The 17571-nt window shown below is 52.1% G+C and carries 15 protein-coding genes; all 15 read right to left on the reverse strand.

Annotation, left to right across the window (positions count from 1 at the left end):
- Window positions 1–19 precede the first annotated feature (19 nt).
- The 15 genes from ptsP to F556_RS0101990 all read right to left on the reverse strand — a co-directional run bounded on the left by ptsP (window position 20) and on the right by F556_RS0101990 (window position 17536).
- Window positions 20–1741: a phosphoenolpyruvate--protein phosphotransferase gene (gene ptsP / locus F556_RS0101920; RefSeq protein WP_020615196.1), complete on the reverse strand. Its 1722-nt coding sequence runs from the start codon at window positions 1739–1741 to the stop codon at window positions 20–22.
- Window positions 1742–1753: 12 nt separating this feature from the next.
- Window positions 1754–2896, reverse strand: coding sequence for a mannitol-1-phosphate 5-dehydrogenase (locus F556_RS0101925; RefSeq protein WP_020615197.1), 1143 nt, complete (start codon window positions 2894–2896; stop codon window positions 1754–1756).
- On the reverse strand, window positions 2893–3333 hold the full coding sequence (locus F556_RS0101930) for a PTS mannitol transporter subunit IIA (protein ID WP_020615198.1): 441 nt from the start codon (window positions 3331–3333) through the stop codon (window positions 2893–2895). Before F556_RS0101930 ends, F556_RS0101925 begins: the two co-directional genes overlap by 4 nt.
- A 45-nt stretch (window positions 3334–3378) precedes the next feature.
- A complete protein-coding gene (locus tag F556_RS0101935) occupies window positions 3379–5421 on the reverse strand; it encodes a BglG family transcription antiterminator (RefSeq protein WP_020615199.1) in 2043 nt (680 codons plus the stop codon).
- A 45-nt stretch (window positions 5422–5466) separates the two neighbouring features.
- The gene (locus tag F556_RS0101940; protein WP_020615200.1) at window positions 5467–6927 is read right to left on the reverse strand and encodes a PTS mannitol transporter subunit IIBC; all 1461 of its coding nucleotides are present in this window, start codon (window positions 6925–6927) and stop codon (window positions 5467–5469) included.
- A 206-nt stretch (window positions 6928–7133) separates the two neighbouring features.
- Window positions 7134–7619: a YlbF/YmcA family competence regulator gene (locus F556_RS0101945; protein ID WP_020615201.1), complete on the reverse strand. Its 486-nt coding sequence runs from the start codon at window positions 7617–7619 to the stop codon at window positions 7134–7136.
- Between the two features lie 32 nt (window positions 7620–7651).
- Window positions 7652–9205 carry a tRNA (N6-isopentenyl adenosine(37)-C2)-methylthiotransferase MiaB gene (gene miaB, locus F556_RS0101950; protein ID WP_020615202.1) on the reverse strand — a complete coding sequence of 518 codons (1554 nt, stop codon included), beginning with the start codon at window positions 9203–9205 and terminating at the stop codon, window positions 7652–7654.
- Window positions 9206–9264: 59 nt separating this feature from the next.
- Window positions 9265–9837 carry a phosphate propanoyltransferase gene (gene pduL, locus F556_RS0101955; protein WP_026297049.1) on the reverse strand — a complete coding sequence of 191 codons (573 nt, stop codon included), beginning with the start codon at window positions 9835–9837 and terminating at the stop codon, window positions 9265–9267.
- A gap of 98 nt (window positions 9838–9935) precedes the next feature.
- Entirely contained in the window at window positions 9936–10802 is an 867-nt protein-coding gene (locus tag F556_RS0101960; RefSeq protein WP_020615204.1) for a 2-oxoacid:ferredoxin oxidoreductase subunit beta, read from the reverse strand.
- Window position 10803: 1 nt separating this feature from the next.
- Entirely contained in the window at window positions 10804–12537 is a 1734-nt protein-coding gene (locus tag F556_RS0101965) for a 2-oxoacid:acceptor oxidoreductase subunit alpha (RefSeq protein ID WP_020615205.1), read from the reverse strand.
- 168 nt (window positions 12538–12705) lie between these two features.
- Window positions 12706–13650 carry a dipeptidase gene (locus F556_RS0101970; RefSeq protein ID WP_020615206.1) on the reverse strand — a complete coding sequence of 315 codons (945 nt, stop codon included), beginning with the start codon at window positions 13648–13650 and terminating at the stop codon, window positions 12706–12708.
- A 104-nt stretch (window positions 13651–13754) separates the two neighbouring features.
- Window positions 13755–14015 carry a stage V sporulation protein S gene (locus F556_RS0101975; protein ID WP_020615207.1) on the reverse strand — a complete coding sequence of 87 codons (261 nt, stop codon included), beginning with the start codon at window positions 14013–14015 and terminating at the stop codon, window positions 13755–13757.
- Between the two features lie 165 nt (window positions 14016–14180).
- On the reverse strand, window positions 14181–14978 hold the full coding sequence (locus tag F556_RS0101980) for a TIGR00282 family metallophosphoesterase (RefSeq protein WP_020615208.1): 798 nt from the start codon (window positions 14976–14978) through the stop codon (window positions 14181–14183).
- Between the two features lie 132 nt (window positions 14979–15110).
- Window positions 15111–16655, reverse strand: coding sequence for a ribonuclease Y (rny, locus tag F556_RS0101985; protein ID WP_020615209.1), 1545 nt, complete (start codon window positions 16653–16655; stop codon window positions 15111–15113).
- A gap of 176 nt (window positions 16656–16831) precedes the next feature.
- Complete coding sequence (locus F556_RS0101990; RefSeq protein WP_020615210.1) at window positions 16832–17536, reverse strand: RecX family transcriptional regulator; 705 nt, start codon at window positions 17534–17536, stop codon at window positions 16832–16834.
- Between the last annotated feature and the right edge of the window lie 35 nt (window positions 17537–17571).

A 17571-nucleotide genomic window follows, 5' to 3' on the forward strand; every position in this document is an offset into this window, starting at 1 on the left:
ACGATATGATCTATTCCTGTTAGACACTCTGCGTTCGAGATGCGACGAGCTCCAGCACTTCTTGTTCACTGCTTAGTCCAAGTGCAGTATGTGACCACTCTTGCCAACTGGTATAGCTCAGTTCAGCGAGTTGACCGCGTGCCGGCAGAATCGCTGCCGCGCTCATGCTGAATTCGTGCAGACCCAGTCCAAGCAGCAACGGAATGGCGCGTTCGTCGCCGGCCATTTCTCCGCACATGCCCACCCAGCATCCATGCTGGGCTCCTGCATCGATGACGGTTTTGACCAGTTGCAGAACCGCAGGATGACAAGGCTGATACAGATAGCTAACCTGCTCGTTCATCCGGTCGGCAGCCATCAGATATTGAATGAGATCATTGGTGCCAATACTGAAAAAGTCGACATGTGGTGCGAATATGGCCGCCCCGATCGCCGCAGCAGGAATCTCTATCATCATCCCGACTTCGATGTTGTCGGCAATGTCGTGTCCCTCTTTCAGCAGCTGCTCCTTCTCCTCTTGCAGGATCTGCTTGGCCTCCAACAGCTCGCTTAGTACCGCAATCATCGGGAACATAATTTTGAGCTGTCCATGCCTGCTTGCTCTCAGAAGCGCTCGCAGCTGGGTACGGAACAGATCAGGTCTCGCCAGACATAATCGGAGCGCGCGCTGACCCAGGAAGGGGTTATCCTCTTTGGGAAGCTCCATATAGGGCAGCTCTTTGTCTCCGCCGATATCTAGTGTGCGGATGACAACCGCCTTGCCCTCCATTTTCTCCAGTACATACTTGTATTGATTGTACTGCTCCTCCTCGCTCGGCAGTGAAGGCCGACCCATATAGAGAAACTCGGTACGGAACAATCCAATGGCCTCGGCTCCGTTATCCAATACATGCTGCATATCCTCGATGCTGCCGATGTTGGCCGCCAGTTCAACTCGGTGCTCATCCTTGGTGACCGTCGGTTCATCCTTCAGTCTTGCCAATTCACGTTGCTTCTGGAGATAACGCTGCTGCTCCTGCTCGTAGGTCGCCAACTCCTCGGCATCAGGCTCCACAACGATTCGTCCTTCCGCTGCATGAACCACCAGTCTATCGCCCGTCGTCAGCGACATCACTCGATCACCTGCGCCGACGATGGCGGGAATCCCCAGTGATCGTGCCATGATGGCAGAGTGCGATGTGCGGCTGCCGACCTTCGTTACGAAGCCCCGGACAATCGCCAGATCGAGCTGCGCTGTATCGGATGGGGTCAAATCTTCCGCAACAATGATACAGGGCTCTTGAATGCTGGACAGCGTGCTTCCTTTGCGTCCCCGCAGCGCATTCATAATTCGCCCTGCTACATCCTCCACATCGGCTGCACGTTCTCGCAATAATTCATTGTCCATCTCACGCAAGGTTGTGACAAAGGACTGCGCCGCTTCATGAAGGGCGTACTCTGCAATGACGCCTTCGTTCACGATTTGCTCTTCAATGACATCAATCAAGTCGGGATCCTCCAGCACCAGCTGATGCGCCTCGAAGATTTCTGCCTTTTCTTCGCCTAGTCGCTCAATTGTTGAGAGCCGGATCTTCTCGAGCTCCTCCCCGGCCTGTGCGACGGCTTGTCGAAACCGGGTGACCTCAGCTTGCGAATCGTCCGCATTCGTCTTGGTTGGTACATAAGCTTCGGCCGCAATGACAAAAGCAGGACCTATCGCAATTCCTGGCGATGCGGCTATCCCTTGAATGGTCGTCGTCATGATGTCCCCTCCTTAAGCTTGGTTAAAGCGGTTATAAGCCGCCAGCGCCGCTGCATGCAGTGGTGACTCCTCAGCAAGACCTGTAACATGCGTCAGGGCTTTGGCTGCACCTTGTTCCCGAATCATCTCCTGCAGAGCTTCCGCATCTTCATCACCATCAGCCTTGAAGACCATGGCCGCTCCCATGGCAGTCGTCAAATGCCCAGTTGGAAGTTCCAGCTCATCCGCCTGCCGGGCCGGCCTGACAAGACGATCCTCGGGAGACAGCTTGCGCAAGGGCGAGCGTCCGACGCGTGCCACATCATCGCTCAAATGCGGATTGCGGAAACGACCGATGATGGTATGGATATAGTCCTGGTGGGCGGAACGGTCAAACCCATGCTTTTTGCATAACAACTCGCCTGTCTCTGCCAACGTCCCTTCTACTTCTGCCAGCACCTCAGGAAGCTCCAACGCTTCCTGAATTGTCTTCGCTCCGAGGCGATAACCATGGTAGGCCGCCGTGCAATGCCCCGTATTGACAGTGAACAGCTTGCGTTCAATATAGGGCGTAAGCTCATCAACATAATGGACACCCGGTATTTCGCTTACACCGAGTGGACTGCGCTCAACAACCCATTCATAAAATGGCTCCACGCGCACGAACAGCGGGTCGGCATGCGACTGAATCGGCACGATCCGATCGACCGCAGCATTGGGAAACGCGATTTGATCATCGGCCTTTGTCTGTTCTTCTTCGCTCAGCAGAGGATAGACATGCGACTTCAACTGCTCGCTGGCGCCAATTGCATTCTCGCAGGCAATCACTTGCAGTTTCTCAGTACCCGCTGCCATACGCCTGGAGATACCCCGGGCAATGCCGGGCGCAATATGCCGCAGAATCGCTGGACCAACGGCTGTTGTCACAAGGTCAGCTTCGGAGACTGCGGCTGACACGGCCTCAAGATCCGCTCCATCGATTGCCGATACGCCGCCAACCACGACTGTCTCTCCTTCATCGCTGGCCAGTGCCACTTTATAACTGCCACGTGCCTGCAGATGTTCGACCAGCTCACGGTTGACATCTACAAAACAAACCTCATAATTTGCCGCTCCCAAGATGAGTCCGATGAAGCCGCGGCCGATATTGCCAGCTCCGAAATGGACGGCTTTCATTCCTCTGCTCCTTCATTAAACAGACGCGCCAGCTCCGCCTCTGACGATGCATGAATAATCTTCTCCAGATTCTCCTCGTCCGAGCAAACCATTGCCACATTGGTTAGCAGCTCCAAATGGTCGTCACCGAGCGCTGCAATGCCTACGACGACAAAAGCCAGCTCGCCATCACCAAAGTCGACGCCTTCTGGAAGCTGTACAACCGACAGGCCGGTCGATTTGATCAGAGACTTGGACTCATTGGTGCCATGAGGAATGGCTAGACCGGATCCCATATAAGTGGAAAGGGTTTGTTCACGCTCAATCATTTTCTCCACATATTGCGGGTCCGCATGACCAGCTTGCACCAGCAGTTCTCCGGCAATACGGATCGCTTCGAACTTGTCAGCGGCCTTTGCATTCAACTTCACCATTGATTCAGCAATTGTCAGACTCATTTTGCATCTCTCCCATTCTAGTTGGTTTATAGTTGTCAGTCTTATTCAAACTCTGTGTAATTGGTCTAGCCAGGCACCCGCCAGCCATTGACGAAGCTTCAATTCGCAGCCTTCCTCTAGCAAGTGTATCAACTCGGGCTCCAGCAGCATGGCGCTAATCTCGCTAAGCAGACTGAGTTGCACAGACGCCAGCTCATGAGGTGCCAGCATTACGAGCAATCCAGTTACCGGAACAGATGGTTCTCCAACCTGTACAGGGTTCTCCAGCTGGAGCAGCAGCAATAACGGTTCCGGAACATGGCGGCTTCGAGTATGCAGCATAGCCAAGGAAGAATCGGGCAGCACCAGACTGCCATAGCTTTCCCTTTGCATCAGTTTGCCAGACACCTGCAGGCCATCGCTTACCAAACCTTGCTGCTCCAGCAGCAAGAGCAATCGCTCCGTCACTTCGCTTAACCCTTCACCAGCGGATTGGGGAAGTCTGTATACCTTCATATGTTCAAGCAATTTCAGCATAGCATCCGCCGAGTGGTGCAGCTCCTGCAATCGGTGTAATGGCGGGACTCCCTGAGCCAAGACGGGTAACCTATCCTCTTGGTGATCGCTAGAGAGTGCCGGTATACGCTTGAGGAATTGCCGAAGCTTGGCCTGATCCTCTTCCGGCAAGAGTGGACTGAGCTTAATATAACGGGATTCTGGCAGCGGCAGGTCTACAGTCGACACAATTAGATCGTACGCCCCCTCCGGCAGTCTTGACGCTTCATACCAAGAAACATGCCCGGCTATCTGCAGCCTCGGAAATGACTTGGCCAGTCTGGCGCCAAGCAGCCGCGAGGAGCCAATGCCACTGGTACAGACGACTAACGCTCTTAGATCGCTTCCGCCGCCGTCCTCTGCCCGCTCCAGTGACGCACCAAAGTGCATCACCAGATATCCGATTTCCTCATCAGGAATCGAAAGGCCAGGATACACTTCTCTTGATGCGTGTGCTGCAGCTGCGAACAACTGGGGATAATCTTTGCGAATCTGATTCAGTAGCGGATTCCGGATTGTCTCCCCCTGCTTCAGACGATTCAAGGCAGGTTGCAAATGCTGCTTCAAGCCCTCGACAAGCACTCGATCCTGAATCAACGAAACTCCGAGCTCCGCCTCCATGCGTGAAACGAGTCGATGCACACTATGATGGAGTTCAGGCTGATCAAACAGCAAGGGCTCCTCGGATTGTCGCAGCCGATATCCTAACAGCTCCCGGGTGTACCTTCGCTCAGGCGGGGTAAACTCAAGACCTGTCCCTGACAACCACAGCTCCAGCTCCGCCTCACTTGCCAACTGGGGGTTATGCTGCTCAGCCAGTTCTTGCTCTCCTATGACATGACCGCTCCGAAGCCTGGCAGTGGAGACAGATAGCTGCACCAACAATTTGGTATAAGCTGCCTCAGACATATCAGATGGATATTGCTGCTCCAAATTCCATAAGGCCTGCTCCAGCTCCTGGAACCGATCAATCCCGGCCAGCTCTATCAAAGGCTGGAAGGCCGGCGGCAAGGTATCTGCCACTCGGCCGCCGAATAGATCCTGCTCATCCAAAACATCAAGGACAAGCTCAACAACCATGTCCCGCTTCCGCCGTTCTGATCCTTGAATCTGTACGCCATACCCTCGCTTACGCAATAGCTGGAGATCATACTTGGCCAACGTCTGTTCAAGCTCATCCAGGTCCGCTGTGACCGTCGGAATTGTTACTTGCAGCTCGGAGGCTAGTGCATATTGCTTGATCGGCTCTGCCTCGTTCAGAAGTAAACAGGCGAGCAACATTTCACGCTCTTCAGAAGAATACTCGGCTTCATGCTGTAGCAGCGCTTCGAGACTGACAAGCTGTTCAGGAGTGGCCTCCAGCCGCAGACCATAGCCGGACTGTCGGATTAGAGACAAGTTGATTTGAGCAAGAACATCCTCCAACCTGGGCATCTCCCGGTGTACAGTCCGGACACTTATCCCCAGCTCCTGGGCCAAATCATTGGCTGTTGTGCCTTCTTTGTGGTGGATCAGTCTTTTCAGCATCTGACTCTGTCTCGACGATAGCTTCATAGGCCACCCCCTTTATTCAGACTAGGTTTCAGCCTGAAGTCCCGATTAGCTCAAACGTTCGACGAGTTTGTCATATTCCGGACTCTTCATAAAGTTGTCGATGGAGATGTGCTCCGCTTGCGGTGCTTGTTGCCTTGCCCGATCCGTTAGCGACCGGTGCGTGACCACAATATCTGCATCTGCAGGTATGTCACTGATGGCGGTGTTGCTCACATGCACATCAATTCCTGCTGTCTTCATTTTCTTGCGAAGCACCGACGCACCCATGGCACTCGATCCCATGCCTGCATCACAGGAGACGATAATTTTCCGTACTTCATCCTTACCTTTTTGAACCTGAACGGCCTCTTCAGCCGCTTGCACGGAAGCTGCTGCACCTGCAGGCTCAGTCGGTGTGGCATTCCCCTTGCCCTTCATCTCGCTCATCCGTTGCTGAGCACTCTCGAGGGATGCTTCCTCTTCCTTCTGACGAGTGGTCTTCAGAATCAAGAACGCGACCAGGAAGGATGCCACCGTAGCGGTTAGTACACCGGCCAGAACGGGCAGCAGCTCTCCTCTAGGCGCCATAGCAACATAAGCAAAGATACTGCCTGGTGAAGCCGTCGCAACCAATCCTGCATTTAGCAAGGAGAAGGTAAAGCTGCCTGTTACACCACCAGCGATTGCCGCAACAATTAGACGCGGGTTCATCAGAATGTAAGGGAAATAAATCTCATGGATCCCGCCGGCGAATTGAATAACTGCTGCCCCGGAGGCCGACTGCCTGGCACTGCCACGACCCGCAATCATATAGGCCAGCAGGATACCCAGTCCCGGTCCAGGATTGGACTCGAGCAGGAATACAATGGATTTACCGAGCTGATCGGATTGCTGCAAAGCGATTGGGCCCAGTACACCGTGGTTAATCGCATTGTTCAAGAATAAAACTTTACCCGGCTCAATGAGTATATTGGCAAGCGGCAGCAAACCATTATCAATCAGGAATCCGACAGAATCGGCCAAGATCCGGCTAATGAATTGAATCGCAGGACCTGCACCAAGCAGTGCGCCAATCGACAAAATGGCACCAATGATACCAGCTGAAAAGTTATTGACCAGCATCTCGAACCCAGACGGAACCTTTCCGTCAATTGCACGGTCAAACTGCTTCAGAATCCAGGCTGCCAACGGACCGACGATCATCGCACCGAGGAACATCGGGATGTCTGTTCCGACAATAACGCCTACGGTAACTACAGCACCAATTACACCGCCCCGCATATCGTGAATCATCTTGCCGCCTGTGAACCCGATCAAGAGAGGCAAGAGATAATACAGCATGGGGTCGACAAGTTCAGCCAATGTCTCGCTAGGCCACCAGCCGTCTGGTATAAAGAGGGCCGTAATAAGCCCCCACGCAATAAATGCACCCATGTTAGGCATTACCATTCCGCTTAAAAAGCGGCCAAAGCGCTGAATGCGTACCCGAATCCCGCCGCCTTCGGCGCGTTGTTCAGTATTGGTCATTGCGCTGTCCCCCTTACAATAATTTCTTCTTACTATTAACCAAAGGCCTATGATTCAATCCTAATTCAAAACGCTTTCACGATCAACGAAAGGATAACATGAATACGGCAACAGGCTGGTGACAGAAAAAGATTATCAAAAAAAACCGTTCCTTCAGTATCGTGAGGACTACTGAAAAAACGGTTGGTCTGCTGCTAGTTTAACGATTAATCACTGCACTCATCGGGTGAAGGAATCCCCTCGGAATCCAGTTTGATTTTGTCGGATACGGTGTCGCGAATAATCGAGATGACGAGCTGCAGCAGGTAGTTAATGTCCGCCTGACTCTGCTGGAAATCACCCACAATCGGAATCCCATCCAGTTCATCCTGCAAGGCTTCCATTTCTCCTTCAATCTTTTGCACCATGGTTGGGTTGTTAAATGATTCGAAGGCGACAATCTCTTTTTGCTTCTTCTTCATTTGGGCAATCAGCGTCTGTACCCGCTCATGGCCTTGAATTTGCTTCTCGGCCCGCTGATATTGCTGAACCTCGGTGGATTGATAGATCAGCTCCGCCAATTCCTTGGCCTTGGCCATCACATCTTCCTTCACCAGAAGATCGCGGGTCCGAAAGGTGGGCATGTCGTGACAGTTTCTCTCGCCATGCTCATGCTTGTGCTCGCGTCCGGCTTGCGCCTGTTGCTCTGCCATTGGTTGTTCTCTCTCCTTATCTTGTCCTGGTACTATGAGCCGACGGCCTCCGCCGGCTGGACCAGTCTGGCCTTCAGGTACCAGGTCTGTACTTCGGTAATTTCTACATGAACAAATTGTCCGATGAGCGAGGCAGGTCCTTCGACATGCACCAGCTTGTTGGTACGTGTCCGTCCCGACAACATATCCGGATTGTTCTTGCTCTCGCCCTCAATCAGTAGCTCGACCGTCTGACCGCGAAGCTGCTGATTGCTCTCCAGCGCCAACTCCTTAATGAGGAGATTCAAGCGCTGCAGCCGTTCCTTCTTTACCTGCATGGGTACATTGTCCTCCATGTCGGCGGCCGGAGTTCCGGCTCGTGGCGAATAGATAAAGGTATAAGCAAAGTCGTATCCCACTTCGCGCACGAGGGACAGCGTATCTTCAAACTGCTCATCCGTTTCGCCAGGGAAACCTACAATGATATCCGTCGAGAGCATCACGCCTGGAATCTTGCGTTTGATTTTTGCTGCAAGCTCAAGATACGTCTCCCGGCTATATTTGCGGCTCATCCGCTTCAGCACAGCACTGCTGCCCGACTGAACTGGCAGATGGATCTGTTCCACCAGGTTGCCTCCTCCGGAGAGGACGTCAATCAGATGGTCGTCGAAATCGCGTGGATGCGAAGTCGTAAAACGGATGCGCGGAATATTAATTTTGGAAATGTCATCCATCAGATCGCCAAAACGATACGCTATATCCTCAAAATCCTTGCCGTAGGCATTCACATTCTGTCCAAGCAGTGTTACCTCTTTGAAGCCCTGGCGAGCAAGCTCCCGCACTTCTGCAATGACATCCTCAGGACGCCGGCTGCGTTCTTTGCCACGCGTATAAGGGACAATGCAGTACGTGCAGAACTTGTCGCAGCCGTACATGATATTAACCCAGGCCCGCAGACCTTCCCGCTTCTTGGGCAGATTCTCGATGACGTCGCCTTCCTTGGACCAGACCTCAACAACAAGCTCCTTGCTGAAATTCGCTTCCTGGATGAGCTGTGGCAGCCTGTGAATGTTGTGCGTACCGAAGATGAGATCGACAAAAGCATGCTTGTTTAAGATTCGACTGACTACCGATTCTTCTTGCGACATACAACCACATACCCCAAGCAGCAGCTCGGGCTTTTCGGTTTTCAGCGCTTTAAGGTGACCAAGCTCGCCGAACACCTTGTCCTCCGCATTCTCACGGATCGCGCAGGTATTGAGCAGGATAATATCCGCTGTTCGGCGGTCTTCCGTTGCTGTATATCCCATCTGCTCGAGCATGCCTTTCATGACTTCGGTATCATGCTCGTTCATCTGGCAACCGTAAGTATAGATTAGATAATGCTTCCCCGCTCCGAGTTGACGCAGCTCCTCCGGCATTTCGTTTTCGTAGACTACCTTTATATCTTCCTTACCGCGCTGCTTTTCCTGGCGGTAACTAGGCTGGGACAAGACATGTATATCCCTGCCTTGGATACGTATCTTTTTGCCGTGTTCGTCCTCGGAAATGAGCTTGGCTCCGGAGAAGTCGAAATATTTGCTGTAATCTTTCGTTTCTTTGGCCATGCCTGTCACTTCCCTCAAATCATATCGACTCAAATTATACCATAGCGATGCTACTGTAGCTAGTCGAGTATGGTTGCGATGTCGCCGTTGCTGGCGCCTGCCGCGTTAGCCTCATCGGTGTCGATATGCATATCGAGCGCAAAATCATCCGATACGCGAGCGATGACATGCTCAAGCACCAGACCGCGATCGCCCCCGAGTTGAACCTTGAGCTCCTGCTTGTCCTGGATTCCCCACTGCTCCGCATCGGACGTGTGGAAATGGATGTGCCGTGCGGCCACGATGACCCCTTGCTCAATGGTCACCTCACCGGCAGGCCCTTTGAGCTGAATGCCAGGCGTACCTTCAATGTTGCCGGATTCCCGCACCGGAGGCTTCACGCCAATGGCAAAAGCATCCGTCCGGGAAATCTCCAATTGCGTCTGCTTGCGGGCAGGACCTAGAATTCTCACTTTGCCAAACTCGCCCTTCGGTCCAATAACCGCAACGGTCTCATTGGCGGCATATTGTCCTGGCTGGGACAGAGGCTTCATTTCTGTCAATGCATAGCCTTCGCCGAACAGGATTTCAATGTGCTCCGGAGACAGATGGATATGGCGTGCGGAGACGCCTACAGGTACTTGTTTCATAATGATTGATCTTCCTTTCTGCGATTAGGAGTACGAATAGGATGCCCATCCTTTGGAAGAAGGCATACGGCCTGCTGGACCGTATGCCTTCTTCCCTGCCGTTATTTGAACTCTGCCATCAACTGGTCGAAATGCTCTCTGGAGAGAGCGATCTCCTGGTTGGCCAGTCCTTCCGGCCGGAAACCTGTAATCATGTCTTCATACGGTCTACGATTCTTGTCTTGATAGATCAATCCGGTCAAAAGACCGCCAGTTTCCATGATTTTGGTCATGGCACCAATCCGATTGGATGGATCATAATCCGGGAACTCATTCAGGTTTACGATATGTTCCTTGAACCAGTCGTACGTATTGACTTTGTTAAACGTTACACACGGACTGAACACATTAATGAGAGAAAACCCTTTATGGTTAAGTCCGGCTTCAATTAGCGCCGTGAGCTGCTTAATATCGCTGGAGAACGACTGAGCGATAAACGTGGCTCCGGCAGATAAAGCAATTTCAAGCGGAGACAACGTGGTCTCGATCGAGCCTTCCGGCGTAGACTTGGTTTTAAAGCCCTCGCTGCTGCGGGGCGATGTCTGACCCTTGGTCAAGCCGTAGATCTGATTGTCCATGACGATATACGTGATGTCGAGATTACGCCGGATGGCGTGCACGGTATGACCCATCCCGATGGCAAACCCGTCTCCGTCACCGCCTGAAGCGATAACTGTCAACTCCCGGTTGGCCAGCTTGACGCCCTGGGCAATGGGCAGTGCCCGCCCGTGGATGCCATGCAGGCCATATGCCTGGATGTACCCCGAGATTCGCCCGGAGCAGCCAATTCCCGAAATGACTGCCAGCTGCTCAGGCTCAAGACCGGTATTCGCCGCAGCCCGTTGAATTGCCGCCTGGATTGAAAAATCACCGCAGCCTGGACACCAGTTGGGCTTGACGTTATTTCTAAAATCTTTGAATGTCGCCATCTTAGTTCAGCTCCTTGCAAGCGTGGTAGACATCTACTGGCAGAAACGGATTGCCGTCATATTTGAGCAGGCTGCGGATCTTGTCCGCATGCCCTGCATGCAGCTTGATCTGATCGGCTAATTGGGCTGTCGCGTTGTTCTCTACGACTAGCACGCGATCCGCTCTGTGCAGCAGAGGCTCCAGCTGCTCGCTCGGAAACGGATGAATCTGGCGAATCGTGGCATGATTCGTCTTGATGCCATCTTGATCCAGCCTGATTCTCGCTTCGTCAATTGTGCCCCCAAGCGAGCTCATGTCGATAATGAGGAGATCGGCATGTTCATGCGGTGCATCGCTGCGGACCGCTTCACGGATACGCAGTCCCTCCAGCTTGCCCAGCCGTTTATCCATCATCTGCTTGCGATTAAGCGCACTCTCGGACGGACGCCCCTGTTCATCATGCTCTACGCCTGTCACATGGTGAAGGCCGTGCAGATCACCAGGAATCGAGCGTGGCGACACGCCGTCCTCTGTCAATGCATAACGCTTGAAGAGCTGTCCCGCTTCGAGTGGCTCATGTTCACGAACGAGCTTGCCGCGGTCGATAATGATTTTATCGTAATCCAGAATTTCGCAGGATTGCTTGCCAAGGGAAAGCTGCAGATCCGTCATCAAAATAACCGGTACTTGATAAGCTTCAGCGATATTGAACGCTTCAATTGTATCATAGAAACAATCCTCTATGGATGCAGGGGCTATGACAACTTTGGGAATTTCTCCGTGTGTGCCATAGATCATAGCATTGAGATCGGACTGCTCCTGCTTGGTCGGCAATCCGGTTGACGGACCGCCCCGCTGTGTATTCACAATGACCAGTGGCGTCTCCGTCATTCCTGCCAGACCGATGGCTTCGACCATCAAAGACAATCCAGGACCAGCCGATGCCGTCATCGAACGAACGCCCGCATAGTTGGCGCCAATGGCCATCGTTACCGCAGCGATTTCATCCTCTGTTTGAACGACGGTTCCACCAACCTTGGGCAGATGCTTGATGAGATATTCCATAATTTCTGACGCCGGGGTGATTGGATAAGCAGCCATCAGGCGGCAGCCAGCGGCGATGCACCCAAGTCCAATCGCCTCGTTGCCGATCATGAACAATTTTTGTTGACCATCTGCTTCATCCAGACGAAACGCATCAATGGGGCCTCCGGCCTGTTCCAGGACATACTCGGCGCCTCGTTTAACCGCCTCCACATTCTTTTCCACGACCACTGCGCCTTTGCGTCCGAACTCTTCCTCTACTGCCTTATTGAATACGTCCAGCGGCAGTCCCAATAGTCCCCATGACGCGCCGGAAGCAACCATGTTCTTCATGAGGGAGGTACCAAGCTCCTCCGCCATTGCAGTAATGGGCACAGCAAACAAGCGTGCATCCAGACCTTCCGGGATCGTCGGGTTAAATTTCGCATCAGCGACAATAACGCCGCCGGGACGCAGTTCAGGTGCATTCAGATCGATGCTTTCCTGATCGAATGCAACCAAAATATCCAGATCATCGGAAATCGCCCGCAGCGGTTCCGTGCTGATCCGGATTTTATTGTTGGTATGTCCACCCTTGATTCGGGAGGAAAAGTGGCGATAGCCATATAAATAATATCCGAGCCGGTTCAAAGCTGTTGAGAAAATACGATCCGTACTTTCCACGCCCTCCCCTTGCTGTCCCCCGATTTTCCAAGACAATTGACTGATCAAAATGTCATCTCCTCTTTTATCACAAAGCTAACTATAATGAATTAGTGCAGTGAAGCGTCACATAAATTCTATGTCCTCTTCTTATAAAAAGCAATAGGAGCAGGGCTTGTAGACGCATAGTTGTTTGCGATAATAATCATATCAATTTTCGATAGAAAGAGCCAGATTTCATTCCGTTGGCAGATGTTTAGTCAAATACCGGTAAGCATTGCCGCTAGCAAAGCCATCTACTTGGGTGGCGCTATAGCGCTGAAGCATCGCTTCAATTAACCGGCCCGTATCCACCGGGTTTGTTAACCCTTGAATATGGGTGTCAATGCCGTCAAAGTCCGATCCTAACATCAATTGCCGTTCGCCGCCAAGCTCGCAGACATGCTCCACATGCCGGAGAATATCGTCAATGGTGGGCTCTGCGTCTTGAGTAACAAACCAAGGGACATAGGTAATACCTATTCGACCATCCATCAAGATGAGTGCCAGCAGTTGCTCATCGGTCAGATTACGTGGATGGTCGCACACAGCTCTTGTATTGGAATGCGAAGCTATAACTGGCTGCTCTGCTTGCGACACCACCTCCCAGAACGCACGCTCCGACAAATGGGAGACATCGAGGATAAGCTTCAACTCATTGCATATCTCTACAGCCTGCCTGCCTTTCGCAGTAAGCCCGCTGCCCCGTTTCTCCATAATTCCATCGGCTGCCCAGTTGGCATGGTTCCATGTTAACCCAACCGCCCGTACACCTAGCAAATACATGATTCGCAGCAGCTCGGGATGCCCCTCCAGCCCGTCCACTCCTTCTAATGACAGCATGGCGGCCAGTGAACCGCTTTGAGCGGCCCGCTTCAAATCTCCGACCGTCCGAATCTGCTGCACACCTTTGCACGACAATACCTTGCGATGAAACAGGTCTATGGATTGCAAAATCGGGTGTATACCGGCACCGGCTGCTGCGGGAATGAAAATCGCAAAGGTCTGCAAGACGGTTCCAGACTGCGCCAGCCGTTCATAGGTGACATCCAACGAAGCCGTTTGACTGCCGTTAAAGTCTAGCGAATCTTCCTTTAATAGCTTGCTTAGGACGTCGCAGTGAAAATCTGCTATGCCACGCATCGTTCGCCTCCTTCCCTCCTTCTCATATAGACGCTTTTCCGTGTACAAAAAAGCCTGTTTACATCTCGTAAACAGGCCGTTCATTCATGACTAGCTTTACTGGATTAGCGCGGCTCGACAATCAACTTGATCGCTGTCCGATCCTCACCTTCAATCACAATATCTGTAAATGCAGGTATACAAATTAGATCGACACCGCTTGGTGCCACAAATCCCCGGGCAATCGCCACTGCTTTTACTGCTTGGTTCAATGCACCAGCCCCGATGGCCTGCAATTCAGCGGCGCCTCGCTCACGGAGTACACCAGCCAATGCACCGGCAACAGAATTTGGATTGGATTTTGCTGAAACTTTTAATACATCCATGAATGGTTACCTCCTCGGGAATGATGAAAAATCCACTACTAATACCTATTCGAGAGAGGTGAAAAAATTCCTTCTTTTCAAGCCTTGACTTTACAAACGATTCTGATTTATTTGAATATTTATAATTTCGGTTCAATTGTTCCACAAAAAAACTGGCGATGGCAGCTAAGCCATCAGCCAGTCTTCCTCAATCCAACGAATTTTCTGGATGGAACGTGCGCTCCCCGTCGTCTCATCAATATCAACGACGATGGCATGAAAATGCCACTTGCCCTCATCTACTGTGAACCGTGCCGGCATACCAGTCAAGAACCGGTATTCCACGGCTTGTCTCTGCATGCCCAGGACGCCTTCCTTGGAGCCTACCATTCCGACATCGGTAATGTATGCTGTCTCTTGGGGAAGCAGTTGATCATCATTGGTCTGGACATGCGTATGGGTACCGAGGACGATTGAAGCTCGCCCGTCAAGATACCAGCCCATGGCCAGCTTTTCCGAAGTTGCTTCGGCATGGAAATCCACCAGTACAGGACGTTTTTTACGATCTCCATACTCTTCCAGCAGACGGTCGGCTGTACGGAATGGACAATCAATGGGCGGCAGGAAGGTTCGGCCTTGAAGATTCATAATCGTCAGTTCCTTACCGGCTGCTTTGATAACCGCTGCCCCGTATCCCGGCGCCTCCGGTGCATAGTTGGCAGGGCGAACCATGCGTTCCTCATCATCGATCCATTCAAAGATGTCTTTGTTATCCCAGGTGTGATTGCCCATCGTAATGCCATGGATCCCCCAGCTGAAAAACTCTTTGGCGATGCTTGCCGTGATTCCGCGGCCCGCTGCCGAATTCTCGCCATTGGCGATAATAATATGCGGCTGATACTTACTCTTGAGTGCAGGCAGTACCTGTTTGACCGCTTGACGGCCCACTTGACCAACGATGTCACCGATAAACAATACCTTCATCTTATAACATACCCTCGTTTCGTTGCTGTGCAGCCTCTATAACCCGGCTAAGCCGACCATCTGGCTTTTGCAGAAAATATAGAAAAGTGGCTGACCAGCAGCCACTTTTCGTTGCCTCCCCGTAGGGGGAGTTTATTTGGCGTATTCGACCGCCCGTGTCTCTCGGATAACCGTAACCTTGATATGACCCGGGTAGTCGAGCTCGCTCTCGATCTTCTTCGTAATATCACGCGCCAATCGGAACGACTCGGCATCGTCGATTTTTTCCGGCTGCACCATAACCCGTACTTCGCGGCCGGCTTGAATCGCATAACACTTCTCTACGCCGTCAAACGATTCAGAGATTGCCTCCAGCTTCTCCAACCGTTTAATATACGTTTCCAGTGTTTCTCTGCGTGCTCCTGGACGTGCAGCGGACAATGCGTCTGCCGCGCCGACGAGCATCGCGATAACGGAGGTTGCTTCGCAATCGCCGTGATGGGATGCGATACTGTTGATAACGACCGGATGCTCTTTGTATTTCTTGGCGAGCTCCACGCCGATCTCCACATGAGAACCTTCCACTTCGTGGTCTAGCGCCTTGCCAATATCGTGCAGCAGGCCCGCACGCTTGGCCAGTGTAATATCTTCTCCCAGCTCTGCTGCCATTAAACCTGTCAAATATGCGACTTCCATCGAATGCTTCAACACGTTTTGACCATAGCTTGTACGATATTTGAGACGTCCTAGGATCTTGATCAGATCCGGATGCAAGCCATGCACGCCAACCTCAAAGGTTGCTTGCTCGCCGTATTCGCGGATACGCTCGTCCACTTCACGACGCGACTTGTCGACCATTTCCTCGATCCGTGCCGGATGAATTCTGCCATCGGCCACGAGCTTCTCCAGCGACGTCCGCGCAATCTCGCGGCGAATCGGGTCAAAGCCGGACAGGATAACAGCTTCCGGTGTATCATCGATAATCAAGTCAATACCGGTAAGTGTCTCAAGTGCTCGGATATTACGGCCTTCGCGGCCAATGATCCGGCCCTTCATCTCCTCATTCGGCAAGGAGACTACGGATACTGTCGTTTCTGCTACATGATCTGCAGCACAACGCTGGATCGCAAGCGAGATAATATCCCGCGCTTTTTTGTCTGCTTCTTCTTTGGCTTGCTGTTCGATGTCTTTGATCAGCTGCGCCGTTTCATGCCTTACCTCTTGTTCTACATTAGAGAGAATGATCTGCTTGGCATCTTCCATAGTCAGATTGGAGATTCTCTCAAGTTCGGATACTTGCTGCTTGTAGATCGAATCAATCTGCTGCTGCGTTTCTTCGATTCGTTTCTCCTTGTTGGACACTTGCTCTTCTTTGCGTTCCAGCGCTTCTATCTTCTTATCCAGTGACTCCTCTTTCTGCAGAAGTCTTCTTTCCAGACGCTGATTTTCGTTACGGCGATCCCGGATATCCTTTTCTGCTTCGGAACGGAGCTTGTGGACTTCGTCTTTTGCTTCGAGGACCGTTTCTTTCTTTTGCGCCTCCGCTTCTTTCTTCGCATTTTCTACGATTTGAACGGCGGCTTGTTCAGCGCTTGAAATCTTGGCCTCGGCAATCGACTTTCGAATAAAATAACCACCCAGAAACCCTAAGAATGCCGTGCCAACAGCGAGTAGAATCGTGAGCCAGATATTATCCATCTCTCTCACCTCCTCGTTGCGCACATCAAGGCAACCGCCCGGATATTTAGTTTTTTTAGCCGGCTTCCATACCGTTCATCAACAAACTAGGTAAAAATAAGTTTTTGAACCCGATTTTGGGAGGAAAATCGTTTCAAATTGGGAGGAATACAAGTTCATTTTAGCTTTTGATAAATTCAATTGTCAAGCATTTGACTGTCATCGTCCTCGATTACTTCCTGTGTAACGTTCGTCATTGCTTGCTTGACGATGGGATGAGGGTAGCCGCGCCTGAGCAGAAACATCATCAGTTTGCGCTTGCGTTCGCGATCCTCCCCCTTCAGGTATGGCCATTTCTTGGCTGCTACCCGAACAGCCGCTTGCAGCTCGGCCTCTTCATCAAGACTATCGACCGCAGCAGCCGCTACCCTTTTAGCGACGCCTCGCTGAATCAACTCCTGCTTGATGCGGCGGCTGCCCTTGTTCTGCAGCCGCAGCCGTGTCCCGGCAAATCGCATGGCGTAGTCTTGATCATCGATGAAATGGTCATTTTCCAGCCGCTCCACGACTTGAGCAATCAGTTCGGGTTGTACTTCCTTGCGGAGCAGATATCGTTCGATTTCCTTGGCCGTTCTCGCCCTTGCTCCCAGATACGCTACGGCGAGCATATAAGCCTGATGACGCTCACTTGCCACCTGGACATCCTCTATCGCCGCCTCACTCAATACAGTGCCCTTGAGCAGCTTGTAGCGGACTACGATATCCTCATGCAGGGTGAGCGCTGCGTCCTCCGCATGATCCAGGTAGATCAGGTAATATCCGCGCTTGCGGAGGACCTGCTCCACAGACGTGATGGTCCCTCCTTCAATCGGTAGATTCGAATGCTCCTGCTCGTCTGTCACCGTATCCCTCCTTCCTATAACAAAGCAGGCGCCTT

The sequence above is a fragment of the Paenibacillus daejeonensis DSM 15491 genome (assembly GCF_000378385.1).
In the GTDB taxonomy this organism is placed as follows: Bacteria; Bacillota; Bacilli; order Paenibacillales; family Paenibacillaceae; genus Paenibacillus_D; species Paenibacillus_D daejeonensis.